The 14,400-nt window shown below is 66.8% G+C and carries 14 protein-coding genes; 5 read left to right on the top strand and 9 right to left on the bottom strand.

Annotated features, from left to right (window positions below):
- Positions 1-19: 19 nt before the first annotated feature.
- Together hrpA and QNO10_RS10005 are read right to left on the bottom strand one after the other, a co-directional pair.
- Positions 20-3,955: an ATP-dependent RNA helicase HrpA gene (hrpA, locus tag QNO10_RS10010; protein ID WP_229950614.1), complete on the bottom strand. Its 3,936-nt coding sequence runs from the start codon at positions 3,953-3,955 to the stop codon at positions 20-22.
- Positions 3,956-3,968: 13 nt separating this feature from the next.
- Positions 3,969-4,967, bottom strand: coding sequence for a helix-turn-helix transcriptional regulator (locus QNO10_RS10005; protein WP_229950616.1), 999 nt, complete (start codon positions 4,965-4,967; stop codon positions 3,969-3,971).
- A gap of 103 nt (positions 4,968-5,070) precedes the next feature.
- Between QNO10_RS10005 and QNO10_RS10000 the strand changes: the two genes are divergently transcribed.
- Positions 5,071-5,664 carry a DinB family protein gene (locus tag QNO10_RS10000; RefSeq protein ID WP_442860283.1) on the top strand — a complete coding sequence of 198 codons (594 nt, stop codon included), beginning with the start codon at positions 5,071-5,073 and terminating at the stop codon, positions 5,662-5,664.
- Positions 5,665-5,669: 5 nt separating this feature from the next.
- Here the strand turns inward: QNO10_RS10000 and QNO10_RS09995 are convergent, their stop codons facing one another.
- Positions 5,670-5,813: a hypothetical protein gene (locus QNO10_RS09995; RefSeq protein WP_229950619.1), complete on the bottom strand. Its 144-nt coding sequence runs from the start codon at positions 5,811-5,813 to the stop codon at positions 5,670-5,672.
- A 93-nt stretch (positions 5,814-5,906) separates the two neighbouring features.
- Between QNO10_RS09995 and QNO10_RS09990 the strand changes: the two genes are divergently transcribed.
- The 3 genes from QNO10_RS09990 (at position 5,907) to QNO10_RS09980 (ending at position 8,293) form a co-directional block, all read left to right on the top strand.
- Entirely contained in the window at positions 5,907-6,881 is a 975-nt protein-coding gene (locus tag QNO10_RS09990; RefSeq protein ID WP_229950622.1) for a GlxA family transcriptional regulator, read from the top strand.
- A gap of 183 nt (positions 6,882-7,064) precedes the next feature.
- Positions 7,065-7,838, top strand: a complete 774-nt coding sequence (gene fabG / locus QNO10_RS09985) for a 3-oxoacyl-ACP reductase FabG (RefSeq protein ID WP_229950623.1) — start codon at positions 7,065-7,067, stop codon at positions 7,836-7,838.
- 2 nt (positions 7,839-7,840) lie between these two features.
- A complete protein-coding gene (locus tag QNO10_RS09980; RefSeq protein ID WP_229950624.1) occupies positions 7,841-8,293 on the top strand; it encodes a MaoC family dehydratase in 453 nt (150 codons plus the stop codon).
- A gap of 114 nt (positions 8,294-8,407) precedes the next feature.
- On the opposite strand, the gene QNO10_RS09975 is transcribed toward QNO10_RS09980, so the two are convergent.
- The 6 genes from QNO10_RS09975 to QNO10_RS09950 all read right to left on the bottom strand — a co-directional run bounded on the left by QNO10_RS09975 (position 8,408) and on the right by QNO10_RS09950 (position 14,003).
- On the bottom strand, positions 8,408-9,688 hold the full coding sequence (locus QNO10_RS09975) for an ABC transporter substrate-binding protein (RefSeq protein ID WP_229950626.1): 1,281 nt from the start codon (positions 9,686-9,688) through the stop codon (positions 8,408-8,410).
- Positions 9,688-10,833 (bottom strand): branched-chain amino acid ABC transporter permease, encoded by a 1,146-nt coding sequence (locus QNO10_RS09970; protein ID WP_229950628.1) that lies wholly within the window; start codon positions 10,831-10,833, stop codon positions 9,688-9,690. Before QNO10_RS09970 ends, QNO10_RS09975 begins: the two co-directional genes overlap by 1 nt.
- Positions 10,830-11,708: a branched-chain amino acid ABC transporter permease gene (locus QNO10_RS09965; RefSeq protein ID WP_229950630.1), complete on the bottom strand. Its 879-nt coding sequence runs from the start codon at positions 11,706-11,708 to the stop codon at positions 10,830-10,832. The genes QNO10_RS09970 and QNO10_RS09965 overlap by 4 nt, the downstream gene beginning before the upstream one ends.
- On the bottom strand, positions 11,708-12,427 hold the full coding sequence (locus QNO10_RS09960; protein WP_229950632.1) for an ABC transporter ATP-binding protein: 720 nt from the start codon (positions 12,425-12,427) through the stop codon (positions 11,708-11,710). The genes QNO10_RS09965 and QNO10_RS09960 overlap by 1 nt, the downstream gene beginning before the upstream one ends.
- Positions 12,424-13,212: an ABC transporter ATP-binding protein gene (locus QNO10_RS09955; protein ID WP_229950634.1), complete on the bottom strand. Its 789-nt coding sequence runs from the start codon at positions 13,210-13,212 to the stop codon at positions 12,424-12,426. The genes QNO10_RS09960 and QNO10_RS09955 overlap by 4 nt, the downstream gene beginning before the upstream one ends.
- A 212-nt stretch (positions 13,213-13,424) precedes the next feature.
- Positions 13,425-14,003 carry a TetR/AcrR family transcriptional regulator gene (locus QNO10_RS09950; RefSeq protein WP_229950637.1) on the bottom strand — a complete coding sequence of 193 codons (579 nt, stop codon included), beginning with the start codon at positions 14,001-14,003 and terminating at the stop codon, positions 13,425-13,427.
- Positions 14,004-14,180: 177 nt separating this feature from the next.
- On the opposite strand from QNO10_RS09950, the gene QNO10_RS09945 reads away from it, so the two are divergent.
- Positions 14,181-14,369 (top strand): hypothetical protein, encoded by a 189-nt coding sequence (locus QNO10_RS09945; RefSeq protein ID WP_229950639.1) that lies wholly within the window; start codon positions 14,181-14,183, stop codon positions 14,367-14,369.
- Positions 14,370-14,400 lie beyond the last annotated feature (31 nt).

Genomic DNA, 14,400 nt, shown 5'->3' with positions numbered 1-14,400 from the left:
AGGGGACTTCCCCCGCCGCCTAGGCCGGAGCCAGCGCCGAGTTCAGGGCGGTCCGGATCCGTTTCTCCGAAACGGTCCGGGCCGTTCCCAGTTCCTGGGCAAAGAAACTGATCCGCAGCTCCTCGATCATCCACCGCACCTCCGCCAGCTCCGGGGGAGTGCCGCGGCCCGGCGCAAGTGCCGCCACGGCGTCGTCGTACTCATCCTCGAGGCGATGGACCACAGCCATGGACAGACCGTCCCGCTGCACGTTGCCGGGCAGCTTCTCCAGCCGGCGTTCAATCCCGGCCAGGTACCGCGGCAGGTGCATCAGCTGGGCATAGCCGGTGCGGGCCACGAAGCCGGGATACACCAGGGCATCCAGCTGTGCCCGGATGTCGTTCAGGGCGCTGATCAAGGCCAGGGACGTAGTGCCCTTCAGCGCTTTGGTAATCCGGCGGGTGCTGGCGAGGATCTTCTCCACGATTGCCGTGACACCGAAGACGGTGTCGATTAGTTCGGCCCGGACGGTTTCATACAGGGCATCGAACTCGGCCCGCGTCCAGGGGAGCTTCTCGGGGGTGAGCTTATCCACCGCGGCCAGGGTGCAGTCCTCGATCAAGGCAGCGACGCTGCCGTGCGGGTTCTGGCTGAAGGTCAGTTTCTCCGTGTTGCTCAGGTGCTCCAGGACGTATTTGGCCGGGCTGGGAACCCGCAGGACCAGCAGCCGGATGACCCCGGCACGCATGGCAGTCTGCTGCTCGCCGGCGCTCTGGAAGATCCGCACGCCCGCCGTTGAGCCTTCGTCCACCAGTGCGGGGTAGCCGGTCACGGTATGCCCTGCCACCAGCCGCTGGACCTGCTTCTCCAGGGTGCCGACACTCCACTCCGTCAGGCCGGTCTGCTCCGCTACGGAGGCGCCGCCGGCGGGGGAGCTGGAGCCACCGTTCAACGACGCGGTGCCGTTTCCAGCCGTGCCCGGAGGATTCTTGGCGCCCTTGGCACCCTTCGGCCCGCGCGGCTGGACGGTCGACGGCGTGGCGCCGAGGGACTCGGCGATGGCCCGCCGGGTGGCGGGAGCCAGGGCTTCCTGCAGGGCCGCGAGGTCCTTGCCCTCGTCCAGCACCCGGCCTGAGGAATCCACCACGGTGAAGGTCATCCGCAGGTGGTCCGGGACCGCGTCCCAGTTCCAGGAACCCGGCGGAATGATCGATCCCTTCAACCGGCGCAGCACCAGTTCCAGCGACGGCTCCAGCTCGTCCGACGCCGGATCGAAGTCCGCGGCCAGCGCAGCGGCAGCCGAGCGGGCGACGTCGGGCGCCGGAACGAAGTTCTTGCGGACCGCCTTGGGCAGCGACTTGATCAGGGCGGTAATGAGTTCGGCGCGCAGGCCCGGGATCTGCCAGGTGAACGGGCCCGGGGTGAGCTGGTTCAGGAACAGCACGGGCACTTCCACGGTCACGCCGTCGTTGGCAGAGGGCACTCCGGGGGTGAACTCGTAAGTCAGCGGAAGTTCGAAGGAGCCGTAGAAGAAGGACTTCGGGAAGTCGTTCTCATCGAGTCCCTCGGCGTCGTCGGTGCGCAGTGCGTCCGGGTCGAAGTCCAGCAGCGCCGGATTCTCGTGCCGGGCGTTTTTCCACCACTTGTCGAAGTGGCGTTCGGAAACGACGTCGGCGCCCACGCGCTCGTCATAGAAATCGAAGAGGGTTTCATCGTCCACGCGCAGTCCGCGGCGGCGGACCCGGTTCTCGAGTTCCTCCACCTCGGCGAGCAGCGCCTGGTTGCGGGAGAAGAACTTGTGGTGCGTGCGCCAGTCGCCTTCCACCAGGGCATGCCGGATGAACATCTCGCGGGAGAGGACGGGATCGATGCGTCCGTAGTTGATGCTGCGCTGCGGCACGACGGGGACACCGTAGAGCGTGACCTTTTCGTAGGCCATGACCGCTCCGCGGCTTTTGGACCAATGGGGTTCGCTGTAGGTGCGCTTGATCAGGTGCCCGGCAACGTCTTCGACCCAGAGTGGATCAAATTTCGCCGCCACCCGCGCCCACAAGCGTGAGGTTTCCACCAGTTCGGCAGCCATCACCCAGTCCGGGGATTTCTTGAACAGGGCCGAGCCGGGGAAGACCGCGAACCGGGTGCCGCGGGCACCGGCGTATTCGCGCTTGCGCTGGTCGTAGAGGCCGATGTGGCTCAGCAGGCCGGCCAGCAGGGAGATGTGGATTTCGCGGTACTTGCCGACCGGGTCCACCGGCTCGGGGGAGAGCGTGATACCCAGCGGCTTGGCCAGCTGCCGCAGCTGGGCGAACAGGTCCTGCCATTCGCGGATGCGCAGGAAGTTCAGGAACTCGTTTTTGCACAGGCGCCGGAACGCCGAGGAGGAGAGCTCTTTCTGCTTTTCCTCCACATAGCGCCACAGGTTCAGGTACCCGGTGAAGTCCGAGTTCTCGTCCACGAACCGCTTGTGCATTTCGGCGGCCTTCTGTGCCCGGGCGGGATCGTCCTTCGAGGGACGCTCGCGCGGATCCTGGATGGTCAGTGCAGCCGTAAGGACCATGACCTCCTTGGTGCAGCCGCGGTTCCCGGCTTCGACGATCATCCGTCCCAGCCGGGGATCCACCGGGAGCTGGGACAGCTTGCGGCCCACGTCCGTGATGCCGCCCTGGGGGTGCAGCGCCCCGAGTTCGCGCAGCAGCACGGCACCGTCGTTAATGGCCTTGGAATCCGGAGGCTGGACGAACGGGAAATCCGCCACATCCTTGGGTCCCTTGGCCACACCCATGGCGGCCATCTGCAGGATGACGGCGGCGAGGTTGGTGCGCAGGATTTCGGGATCGGTGAATTCGGGCCGGGCCTCGAAGTCCTCCTGCGAGTACAGCCGGATGGCGATGCCGTCCGAGACGCGGCCGCAGCGGCCTGAACGCTGGTTGGCCGAGGCCTGCGAGATCCGTTCGATCGGCAGGCGCTGGACCTTGGTGCGGTGGGAGTAGCGCGAGATGCGGGCCGTACCGGTGTCGATGACGTACTTGATGCCGGGGACCGTCAGCGAGGTTTCGGCCACGTTGGTGGCCAGGACGATCCGGCGGTTGCGGCCCTGCGAAAAGACCTTGTGCTGCTCGGCGAGGGAGAGCCTGGCGAACAGCGGCAGGATTTCGGTGTTGGCCAGCCGGGGATTGCGGGCGACGGAGGAACGCAGCGCTTCGGCGGCGTCGCGGATTTCGCGCTCGCCGGAGAAGAACACGAGGACGTCGCCGGGCGCCTCTCGGGAGAGCTCGTCCACGGCATCGCACACTGCGTCCACCGGGTCCCGGTCCTCTTCGAGCTCGTCCTCGATGCCCTCTTCATCGCTGCCGCCGTCAGCCGGCTGGTTGAGCGGGCGGTAGCGGATTTCGACAGGGAAGGTCCGGCCGGAAACTTCGATGATGGGTGCCGGGGTGCCGTTGGCGTCGGCGAAGTGCTCGGCGAACCGCTGCGGGTCGATCGTGGCCGAGGTGATGATGACCTTCAGGTCCGGGCGCTGGGGCAGCAGCCGGCGCAGATACCCGAGGATGAAGTCGATGTTCAGGCTGCGCTCGTGGGCCTCATCGATGATGATGGTGCTGTATTTCTTCAGCTTCGGATCATGCCGGATTTCCGCCAGCAGGATGCCGTCGGTCATGAGCTTGACCTTGGTCTTCCGGCCGGTTTCCCCGGTGAAGCGGACCTGGAAGCCCACCTCTTCGCCGAGTTCGACGTCGAGCTCCGAAGCGATCCGCTCCGCCACCGTGCGGGCGGCAAGGCGCCGGGGCTGGGTGTGCCCGATCAGCCCGTTGTCGGCCAGGCCCAGTTCCAGGCACATCTTGGGAATCTGCGTGGTTTTTCCGGACCCGGTTTCGCCGGCGATGACGGTGACCTGGTTGGCGGCAATCGCTGCCATGATGTCTTCGCGGCGCTCGGAAACGGGCAGCTGTTCGGGATAGGAAATTGTCAGTGCCATGATTGCCACCAGTCTAGTGGCTTGGCCCCGCGGTCTGCCCGGATTCCGCCGTGGGCGGGATTCCGACGGCGTGCTGCAGCAGGGAGACCGCCCGCCGGGCCCGTTCGCGCATTTCCGGGGGTTCGAGAATCTCGAACGGCACACCCCAGGAGGTCAGGTCGATCAGGGGCAGGTCCAGCGAATCCCAGCCGCCCCGCACAATGGTGTGTCCGGGGCCGTCGGCCTCGACGCTGGCGACATCCGGTGGTACCTGCTCGGCCACGGCCGCCAGCGGTGCGGCCAGCCGCACCACCACCGTGTAGCGGTAGGGGTTACGGGTAATCGAGGCCTGGACGTAGGCGGCCAGGTCCCGGGCCGGCAGGGGCCGGGGCGTAAACCGCTCGCGTGGGGCTGGAGTGCTGGTGCAGCGGTCCACCCGGAAGGTCCGCCAGTCACGGCGGTCCAGGTCCCACGCGACGGCGTACCAGCGCCGTCCGGTGCTCACCAGCCGGTAGGGCTCCACGATCCGGCGTCCGGTGCCGCCGTCGGCGGCGGTGTAGCGGAAGCTGACGATCCGGTGCTCGGTGATGCCTGCGGAAAAAGCCGTGAGGATTCCCGGATCAACGGCGCCCGGAGGTCCGGAAAGGGTGGATACCGACTGCCGCAGGGCGGAGAACTTGGGACGCAGGCGCGCCGGCAGTACCTGTTCCAACTTGGCCAGTGCCCGCACCGAGGCTTCTCCGATCCCCGTCACCGGTCCGGTGGCCACAGCGGCGAGACCGAGTGCGACGGCAAGGGCTTCGTCGTCGTCGAGCAGAAGGGGCGGCAGCTGCGCCCCGGCACCGAGTTGGTAGCCGCCGGCTATGCCAGGGGACGCCGAGATGGGATAGCCCAGGGTTCGGAGCTTGCCGATATCCCGGCGTACCGTGCGTTCGGTGATGGACAGCCGCTCCGCAAGTGCGGCGCCGGTCCACTCGCGGCGCATCTGCAGCAGCGACAGCAGCTGCAGGAGCCGGGCGGATGTCTCCAACATGGAATCCAAGCTACGCGCTGATCAGGTCAAAAGCTGTCCTGATTGGAAACTAATCCGGCCGCAGGCACACACCGACGGCGGCACCCGCACAAAGGAGGCAGGCATGGCGCGCAGGGGATCCATGGAACCAGTCAGGGATCTGGACGTCCCTGCGCGGCTGGCCGGGCAGCTTCAATGGCATTGGGAGAACCTGGCGCGGCCGCGCCAGGAGGGCCTGGGCGACGCGGAGTACTTCTGGGAACCCGTGCAAGGGTGCTGGAGCGTGCGGCCGCGGGGGGCCTCGCCGGTAGGTGTCGGCTCCGGCCTGTACGTCATCGACTTCATGCACCCCGAGCCGGTTCCGGCGCCGGTCACCACTATCGCCTGGCGGTTGGGGCACCTGCTCGTGGGCGTGCTCGGTGCCCGCAATGCTTCGCAGTTCGGCGGGCCGCCGGTCTCCTATGACAGCTTCGAGTACCCGGCGACGGCTGCCGGGGCGCTGGCCGTGCTGGATGAGTATTACGGGAGATGGATCAGTGGGGTGTTCTCCCTGGACGACGCGGCGCTCGCAGCACCGGTGGGACCGGCCGAAGGCAAATGGGCAGACGCTCCCATGGCGCAACTGGTGCTGCACATCAACCGGGAAATGATCCACCACCTGGCGGAGATTGCCCTGCTGCGGGACCTGTATGCGCACGGGCAGCCAGACCCGGAGTAAGCGGGTCAGTACACCGTTCCGTCCCAGGAGCGGTGGGACGGGACATCAGGGAGGTGGCCGTGGCCGTCACTGGCCAGGAACCGAAGGGTGGCTCCGAGGACGAGGGTGAAGGCAACCGCCGCGGCGAGGAGCATAAGCACAATAACCATGACTCCATGCTGGCGCTGGATCCGTCCAGAAATAAGTGGCAGAAATGCCCATTACCGTAGAAATCCTGCCACCACAGGGTCCACACTGAAGCCATGCTCCACTCTGTAGCAGTCATCGTCCTGGACGGCACCGCGCCGTTCGAATTCAGCGTGCTGGCCGAAGTCTTCGGCATCGACCGTTCCCAGCGCGGCGGCGGAGTGCCGGCCTTCGATTTCCGCCTCTGCACGCCCGAACCCGGCCTCGTGTCCACCAAGGCAGGGTTCAGCATCGCTGTGGATGCCGGGCTGGAGGCAGCCGCGGATGCAGACCTGGTGGTGATGGCTCCCGGAGGGGACTATGCGGGGGAAACAGATGCCCGCGTACTGGAGGTGCTGCGCAGTGCTTACGGGCGGGGTGCCTGGGTGATGAGCATCTGCACGGGGGCGTTCCGGCTTGCCGAGGCGGGGCTGCTCGATGGACGCCGGGCCACCACTCACTGGATGTATTCGGCGGACATGGCAGCCCGTTACCCGGCCGTCCAGGTGGACGAGGATGTGTTGTATGTCCAGGACGGCACCGTCATCACGAGCGCGGGCACGGCGGCCGGTATTGATGCGGCGCTGCACCTGGTCCGGATCACCCACGGGGCCAAGACCGCCGCCGCCATCGCCCGGGACATGGTGGTGCCGCCCCACAGGGACGGGGGACAGGCGCAGTACATTGACCGGGCGGTGCCGGCCGGGGCAGGTGACACTCTCGAACCGGTCCTGGAGTGGATCGGGGAACACCTGGCGCAGGAGCATTCCGTGAAGGACCTGGCCTCCCGGGCCGCCATGTCGCCGCGGACCTTCGCCCGCCGCTTCCGTGCCGAGACCGGCACCACCCCGGCGGCGTGGATCAACGCCCAGCGGGTGCTCTACGCGCAGGAGCTGCTGGAAGATACGGATCTCACGGTCGAAGAGGTGGCGCGTGCCGCGGGGTTCGGGCAGCCCGAACTGCTGCGCCATCATTTCCACCGGGATGTGGGCGCAAGCCCCGCGGCCTACCGCCGGACCTTTCGGGGGCGGAGCGTGCCGCAGCCCGGCTAGGGCTACGGCTTTACCCGGCCCGCCGTTACCGGCACTGTACTTACCGGCACTGTACTTCCCGGCCCTGTCGTCCCCGCCGTTCCCCATCCCGCCGTTGCGTCCGTACCGTCCGGTCGGTACCCTCGGCAAAAGAGACGCAGCACACAGTCAGTGGGCCGCCGCTCATTTGCCGACAGGAGAGACATGACAGAGGCATCAGCACCGCTGGACCAGCGCACCGCCGTCGTCACCGGAGCAGGACGGGGGATCGGCGCCGCCGTCGCCATGCGCCTGGCTGCGGACGGGTATCGGGTGGCAGTCCTGGACCTCCGGGAAGAAGACACGGCAGCCACCGTGGAGGCCATCAACAATTCCGGCGGCAAGGCGGTGGGCGTCGGCGCCGACGTTGCCGATGCCGCCGCCGTCGAACAGGCTGTGGGCCGTATCGCCGGGGAGCTGGGCGCGCCTACCATCCTGGTGAACAACGCGGGCATCCTCCGGGACAACCTGCTGTTCAAAATGACCGATACGGACTGGGATGCCGTCATGGGGGTGCACCTGCGTGGAGCGTTCCTCATGAGCCGCGCCGTGCAGGCCCACCAGGTGCAGCAGAAGTGGGGCCGCATCATCAACCTGTCCAGCACCTCCGCCCTTGGCAACCGAGGCCAGGCCAACTACGCCGCCGCCAAGGCAGGCATCCAGGGCTTCACCAAGACGCTGGCCATCGAGCTGGGTCGGTACAACGTCACGGTCAACGCGATTGCTCCGGGCTTCATCCAGACCGACATGACGCGGGCGACGGCGGAACGCGTCGGGGTGCCGTTCGAAGACTTCGTGGCGCATGCGGCAAAGGAGATTCCCGTGGGCCGGGCCGGGACCCCGGCGGACATTGCCGCGGCAGCGTCCTTCTTCGCCCGCGAGGAGGCCTCGTTCGTTTCCGGACAGGTGCTCTACGTTGCCGGCGGACCGAGGGCCTAGCGGTGGCGCACTTCGGTTCCGTGCAGGAACTTACCGAGGCCGTGGGGCAGGTGGAGACCAGCGAATGGATCACCATTGACCAGGACCGTGTGAACCTGTTTGCCGATGCCACGGATGACCACCAGTGGATCCACGTGGATCCCGAGCGGGCGGCTCAGGGACCCTTTGGCGGGCCGATCGCGCACGGCTACCTGAGCCTGGCGCTGCTTCCCGCGCTCGCCTCCAGCCGGTTCCGGGTGGACGGCATGGTGATGGGCGTGAACTACGGTCTGGACCGCGTGCGCTTTCCGCATCCGGTGCCGGTGGGCCGCCGCGTCCGGGCCCGCTCGGAGATTGCCTCGGTGGAACCCGTGGCGCAGGGCGTACGCGTCAAGCTCCTGGTAACCGTGGAGATAGAGGGCGTGGACAAGCCTGCCTGCGTAGCGGAGTCGATTTCCCTCTACGTGCTCGGCTAGCAGCACCCGGATCCACTGTCCGCATCAAGAAGGGGCCCCGTCCAGTGCGGACGGGCCCCTTCTAGTGGGAAGTTCTAGTGGAAATGCCTCTAGAGGCTCCTCCGGCCGCTCAAGCTACTCCGGGAGGCCGTCAGCCGGCATGGCTGGACGTTCCTCGGTGTATTCCTCCACTTCCTCGCCGGACACCACGTACGGGGTGCCGAAGTAGGACTGCACACCGTTGTCCACCTTGGTCAGCATGGCGCCGGTGTACCCCCGGTGGGAGTCCTCGCCGAAGCCCAGCGGGGTATGGCCGTTGCCGGTGACGTTGCCGGACTCGAGCGCCTCCAGCAGGGATTCGCGGGTCGGGTTTTCGCCGGCTTCCTTGAGCGCCTCGACAAAGAGGTAGCCGATGGACATTCCGAAGATGGTGTTGCCGTCGAAGGGAGCCCCGGCGTTGTATTCCTCGTTGATCTCCTTGAACTGGGCGGTCCATTCGTCCTCGGCGTCGGAGTAGCCGGGCAGATAGTTGGCGCTGACGAAGCCCTGCAGCAGTTTGTTGGTGTTTTCTCCGAGGTAGCCGGAGAGGGTGTTGAAGTCACCGCCGGCTGAAGAGGCCATCCACTGCGGGAAGTAGCCGAGCTTTGCGGCCGTCCCCACTGCCTGCGCACTGAAGCCGTTGATGGTCGCCAGGAAATTGACCTCGCAGCCGGCCTCCTTCATGGAACTGATCTGCGCCGCAATGTCGGTATTGGCCGTGGAGTAGACCTGGGCATCGGCCAGTCCGTCTTCGCCAAGAACCGCTTCAAGCCCCGCCTGGAATTCTTCGCCGAAGTCATCATCCTGGCCGAAGAAGCAATAGGTCTTGTCCGGGAACTCCTCCTGCGCGTAGGTGGCCAGGATCCGGGACTCAGTGGGGTAGTCCACCATGAAGCCGTAGGTGTAGGGATAGTCCTCCGGCTGGTTCCAGGTCGGGCTGCCCGAGGCCACAAAGAGGTCCGGCACTTCATTGTCATTAACGAAGTCCAGGACCGCGCTGTGCGGCGGCGTGCCCAGGCCGCCCACCAGAGCGAACACCTCGTCCTGGAGCACCATCTCGCGGACGGCGGTCTGGGTGTTGGCGGGGTTGTAGCCGTCATCCTTCACGATGTACTCGATGGTCCGGCCGTTGATTCCGCCGTTGTCATTGACGTAGTCGAAGTAGGCCTGGGTGGCCGGGGAAATAGTGGAGTAACCCGCTGCGGCCGGACCGGTGAGCGGCTGGTGCGTGCCCACCGTGACCGTGGTGTCCGTGATCCCGGGAACGTCTTCGGGTGCTGCGGCCTCGCCGCCTTCTTCCGCGGAAGCACAGGACGCGAGGCCGAGTGCTGCGGCTGCAAGGACGGCGGTGCCCAGACGGAGTTTGGAGCTGATCATCATTGACCTTTCGGGGTTGCCGGTAGCTGCTCGGACTCATGCCGGGCGGATAACCGGGTGGTGGTAGTTGATGCTGACGGTGGTGCGGGTTCGAAGGAGCTGTCCGGAACGGATTCGGAACGCGGTGGCGTTGCCCGGCTGCGGAGCCGGGAACGGAGCCGGACCAGCAGGCCGTGGATGCCCTGCGGGGCAAGCAGCACCACGAGGACCAGGACCAGGCCGAAGATGGCTACGGCGAGGTTGCCGTCCAGCCGCTGGGACAGGTCTGCGGACAGCTGAAGCCGGGACGTGGCCGTGCTGATCAGGTGAGGCAGGGCCACCAGGAGCACGGCGCCGAAGACGGCTCCGGTCAGGGAGCCGATGCCGCCGACCACGGCGGCCATCAGCAGGAACAGGGAGAACACCAGCGAATAGGCGCCGGGGCTCGCACTCTGCGTGGTGTAGGCCAGCAGCCCGCCGCCCATACCGGCTGCTGCGGAGCTGATGACGAAGGCGGTGACCTTGGTGCGGGCCGGGTTGATGCCTGCCAGGGCAGCCGCCACGGGGTTGTCCCGGACTGCCCGCAGTTCGCGTCCGAAGCGTCCGTGCAGCAGGTTCGCCAGCAGGGTCAGGACAAGGACGGAGCAGACGACGGCGAGCCACGCCTGCCACGCCTCGTTGGAGACCATGCCGCGCAACGCCGTCGGGCGCTTCTCCACGGTGATCCACAGCCCCTGGTCGCCGCCGAGCACCGAGGAAAAGGTGCTGGTCACCGCCGGCAGTGCCACTACGAGTGCCATGGTGAAACCGGCGAGGTACGGGCCGTGGAGCCGGCCGGCAGCCAGGCCGATGACCAGCCCGAGGACGGCCGCACCTCCCACCGCTGCCGCCAGCGGCAGCAGGAGCAGCAGCGGACCTTCCGTGCCGGCGTCGGCCATTGTGTTGGCAGTCAAGGCGTAGCTGTAGGCTCCGGCAGCCATCAGGGCCGCCTGGCCGAGGGACAGCTGGCCGCCGGCGCCAGTCAGCAGGGTCAGCCCGGCGATGCCGCACAGATACGCGCAGACGGTGGCGAGCTGGTAGGAGGAGAAGGAAGGGACCACGAAGGTGAGTCCGATCAGGACGGCCGCCGCTATGGCGGCGAAGAGATACCTTCTGGCGACCGTCATACCGTCCGCTCCTTAGCCATTGAGAAGATTCCGCCCGGGCGGATCAGCAGCACCGCCAGCAGCAGCACCAGGATGGCGACCGGTGCGAGGGTGGCGCCCCAGTAGCCGCTGACCCAGCTGAGCAGTACACCCACGGCCAGTCCGCCCAGGACGGCGCCTGCGGGGGAGTCGAGCCCGCCGATGACCGCCACCGTGAAGGCATAAACGAAGACGGAGTCCGCGGCATGCGGGTTGAGGCCAAGTTCGGTGGGGATCACCAGCAGTGCGGCCAGGGCGCCGAGGGCGGAGGACAGAGCCCAGCCGAGGGTGAGCATCCGCGAGGTCCGGACCCCGAGGAGGCGGGCCAGATCCGGGGCGAAGGCCGAGGCCCGCAGCCGCAGCCCCAGCGGCGTCTTCGTGAAGAGCAGGACCAGGCCGCCCACAAGCACTGCGATGCAGGCAAAGACGAACAGGTCGTAGGAGGAGAAAGCGGTGATGCCGAAGATCTCCACCGGTTCCGAGCTGAACGGCGTCACCATGGTGCGGTAGTTGTTTCCGAACACCATGCCCAGGATGGCCTGGATCAGCATCAGCAGCCCCAGGCCGGCAATCACCGGGTTCAGCGCCGAGCCGTGGCCCACGAAGCGCATCACGCCGCGCTCCACCACGGCGCCGATAAGGAAACCGGCAGCGAGGGCGGCAGCGAGTCCGGCCCAGTAATTGCCGGTGAGTGCGGTGACCGTGAAGGCGATGTAGGTTGCCGCCACGGCCATGGCGCCCTGCGCAAAATTCACGATCCGCGCTGCACGCCAGATCAGGACCAGGGAGAGGGCGAAGGCCGCGAGGACGGCACCGCGGGCGAGGCCGTCAAAGGTGAGGAAAAGGAATCTGTCCATTAGAACCCCAGGTAGGTGTGGCGGAGATCGGTGTCTTGAGCCAGGTCGGCTGCGGGCCGGGAGGCGACAATCCGGCCCAGATTGAGGACGACGCCGTGGTCGGCGACGGCTAGGGCGCTCCGGACGTTCTGCTCGATCAGCAGGACGGTGAGTCCGGTGTCGTCGCGCAGGCGGCGCAGCATGCCCAGGATCTGCGCACTCACCTTGGGTGCCAGGCCCAGGGAAGGTTCATCCAACAGAAGCAGTGACGGCGCAGCCATCAGGGCCCGGCCGAGTGCCAGCATCTGGCGCTCGCCGCCGGAGAGCTGGTGCCCGGCCGCTTTCCGCCGTCGGGCGAGGGGCTCGAAAAGTTCGTACATATCCGCGAGCACTGCCTCCGCTGCCCTGCGGTCCTTCCGCCACAGTCCGCCCAGGCGCAGGTTTTCCTCCACCGTCAGTTCGGTGATCACGCCGCGGCCCTCGGGAACCAGGGCGACGCCGTGGCGGACCACGTCCTCGACCGCCACCTTGGTCAGGTCCACTCCGTCCTTAATGCGGATGGTGCCGGACGAGGGGCGCAGCTGCCCGGTGATGGTGCGCAGGAGGGTGGTCTTCCCGGCGCCGTTGGCCCCCACCACTGCGGTGATGGAACCTTCCGCTACCTCAAGGTCAACGTCGTGCAGCACTCGTACGGCTCCGTAGCCGGCACTGACGCCGTCGAGTGCAAGTGCGCTGCTCATGCCGCCTCAACTCCCAGATAGGCGTCGGCGACGGCAGGATCAGCGCCGATTTCAGCCGGTGTGCCTTCGGCAATGAGGCGGCCGAAGTCGAGGACGGCGATGCGGTCGCAGACCGCCATCACCAGGTCCACGTGGTGTTCCACCAGCGCCACCGAGCATCCGTCGCCGGGAACGGTGCGGATGATCGAGGCCAGTTCGTCGATATCGTCCTGTCCGAGCCCGCCTGCGGGTTCATCCAGCAGCAGCAGCCTCGGCTCGCTCACCAATGCGCGGGCAAGCGCCACCTTCTTGCGGATTCCGTAGGGGAGCGTATCGGGGAGGGCCGCGGCATAGCGGCCGACGCCGAGGGCCTCCAGCGCATCTTGCGCACGTTCAGCGAGGCGGGCTTCCCTGCGCACGGAGCCCGGCAGGGCCAGAAGGCCGGGGCCGCGGCGTGGGCCGCCGGCTGCCAGGCCTGTCATGACGTTTTCGAGAACCGTCAGGCCGGGGAAGAGTCCCAGTCCCTGCAGTGTGCGGGCTACACCGGAACGGGTGAGGAGGTGCGGTTTCGGTGTGAAGCCCTGGCCGTCGAGTTCGAGGCTTCCCTCGTTGGGCGCGAAAACCCCGCAGATCACGTTAAACAGGGTGGTCTTGCCGGCACCGTTTGGGCCCATGATCCCCACGATCCTGCCTGCGGGAATGTCCAGGGAAACTGAGTCGAGTGCTGTCAGTCCGCCGAACCGGACCGTGATGCCATCCAACCGGAGACGGGTCGGAACCGACCGGTCGGTTTGTTGCTCCTGCATGAGTACTCCATCGTCTCTGCTCTTACCTTGCGTACGGCGTCTGGTGCTGTAGGGCGGTAGTGCGGGAGGTGCGGTGGTGCCGGCAGTGCTGTGGTGCGGTGGTGCTGGAGGTGCGGTGGTGCTGTGGGTGCGGAAGTGCGGGTGGCGCTGGGGTGCGGAAGTGCGGGTGGTGCTGTGGTGCGGAAGTGCGGGGCTGCTGTGGGGGTGCGGAATTACGGTTTACGGAGGCCGGCCAGATACAGCTCGGTCAATTGGGCGGCTGCCTGTTCGCGGGTAATCGCCCCACCGGGGGAGTACCAGTACGAGAGATAGTGCGGGTCGGAGAAGAAATTGGCTGCGAGTACCGGGATGGGGATGTCGGTGCGGAAGACGCCGTCGGACTGGCCGCGGACGAGGAGGGCGGTGAATGCCTCGTTGTATTCACGCCGCCTCCGCTTCACTTCTTCCTGCCGGTCCTCGCTGAGCATGTGCTGCGAACGGAAGAACACTGATCCTTCGCGGATCCAGTCGATGGAGGTCATCACGACGTCCTCGCAGACCAGGCGCATTGTTTCCACCGCCGGAAGCCCCCGGCCGATGATCTCGGTCAGGTGTTCGTGCTGGAGGGTCAGGATGCGGTCGTATATGTCAAAGAGCAGGTCATCCTTGGAATTGAAGTAGTGATAGAGCGCTCCCTTCGTCACGCCTGCCGCATCCACGATCTGCTGCACGCTGGTCTTTGCGTAGCCGTGCCGCGCGAAGAGTTCTACGGAGGTCCGTGCGAGCTCTTCTTTGATGTTCATGGTCTTCATGCGGCGGGTGTCCGGGTTTCTCGTGGCAGGTCCGGCGATCGGAACCGACCGGTTGGTATGTGCGAACACCATAACCCCGGTAGGGGTTGGTGGCGCAAGGGTTTTGGAGAAAGAATTCCGGCGGAGGGAAGCCTTCTCTGGTTTCCCTGCTATCGGGGGCAGAGGCATGAGCCGGCCGTGCGCCCGCCTCTCCCGTTCGAACCCGCCGCCCCGGCCATCACGGCTGGGCGTGCCGCCGTCGAGCATGCCGCTGTTGCCGCTGGCCAGGTTGCCGTGGTTGAGCACGCCGCTGTTGCCGCTGGTGAGGTTGCCGCAATCGGGGCCGCCCGGCCCGAGGATGGGGCTGGCTGGGGGCGTATGCGGTAAGAGCTGCGAGCTTAAACAGAAGAACCCCGCA

Origin of the sequence: Arthrobacter sp. zg-Y919, from assembly GCF_030142045.1 — a bacterium.
Lineage (GTDB): Bacteria > Actinomycetota > Actinomycetes > Actinomycetales > Micrococcaceae > Arthrobacter_B.
The sequence above is the reverse complement of the archived record's forward strand: the minus strand, read 5'-3'. Positions and strand labels throughout refer to the sequence as shown.

What these genes read in the sequence shown, in the direction of transcription:
- hrpA (WP_229950614.1), bottom strand. Translation starts at nt 3,955, where the DNA reads ATGGCACTGACAATTTCCTATCCCGAACAGCTGCCCGTTTCCGAGCGC.
- QNO10_RS10005 (WP_229950616.1), bottom strand. Translation starts at nt 4,967, where the DNA reads ATGTTGGAGACATCCGCCCGGCTCCTGCAGCTGCTGTCGCTGCTGCAG.
- QNO10_RS10000 (WP_442860283.1), top strand. Translation starts at nt 5,071, where the DNA reads ATGGCGCGCAGGGGATCCATGGAACCAGTCAGGGATCTGGACGTCCCT.
- QNO10_RS09995 (WP_229950619.1), bottom strand. Translation starts at nt 5,813, where the DNA reads ATGGTTATTGTGCTTATGCTCCTCGCCGCGGCGGTTGCCTTCACCCTC.
- QNO10_RS09990 (WP_229950622.1), top strand. Translation starts at nt 5,907, where the DNA reads ATGCTCCACTCTGTAGCAGTCATCGTCCTGGACGGCACCGCGCCGTTC.
- fabG (WP_229950623.1), top strand. Translation starts at nt 7,065, where the DNA reads ATGACAGAGGCATCAGCACCGCTGGACCAGCGCACCGCCGTCGTCACC.
- QNO10_RS09975 (WP_229950626.1), bottom strand. Translation starts at nt 9,688, where the DNA reads ATGATCAGCTCCAAACTCCGTCTGGGCACCGCCGTCCTTGCAGCCGCA.
- QNO10_RS09970 (WP_229950628.1), bottom strand. Translation starts at nt 10,833, where the DNA reads ATGACGGTCGCCAGAAGGTATCTCTTCGCCGCCATAGCGGCGGCCGTC.
- QNO10_RS09965 (WP_229950630.1), bottom strand. Translation starts at nt 11,708, where the DNA reads ATGGACAGATTCCTTTTCCTCACCTTTGACGGCCTCGCCCGCGGTGCC.
- QNO10_RS09960 (WP_229950632.1), bottom strand. Translation starts at nt 12,427, where the DNA reads ATGAGCAGCGCACTTGCACTCGACGGCGTCAGTGCCGGCTACGGAGCC.
- QNO10_RS09955 (WP_229950634.1), bottom strand. Translation starts at nt 13,212, where the DNA reads ATGCAGGAGCAACAAACCGACCGGTCGGTTCCGACCCGTCTCCGGTTG.
- QNO10_RS09950 (WP_229950637.1), bottom strand. Translation starts at nt 14,003, where the DNA reads ATGAAGACCATGAACATCAAAGAAGAGCTCGCACGGACCTCCGTAGAA.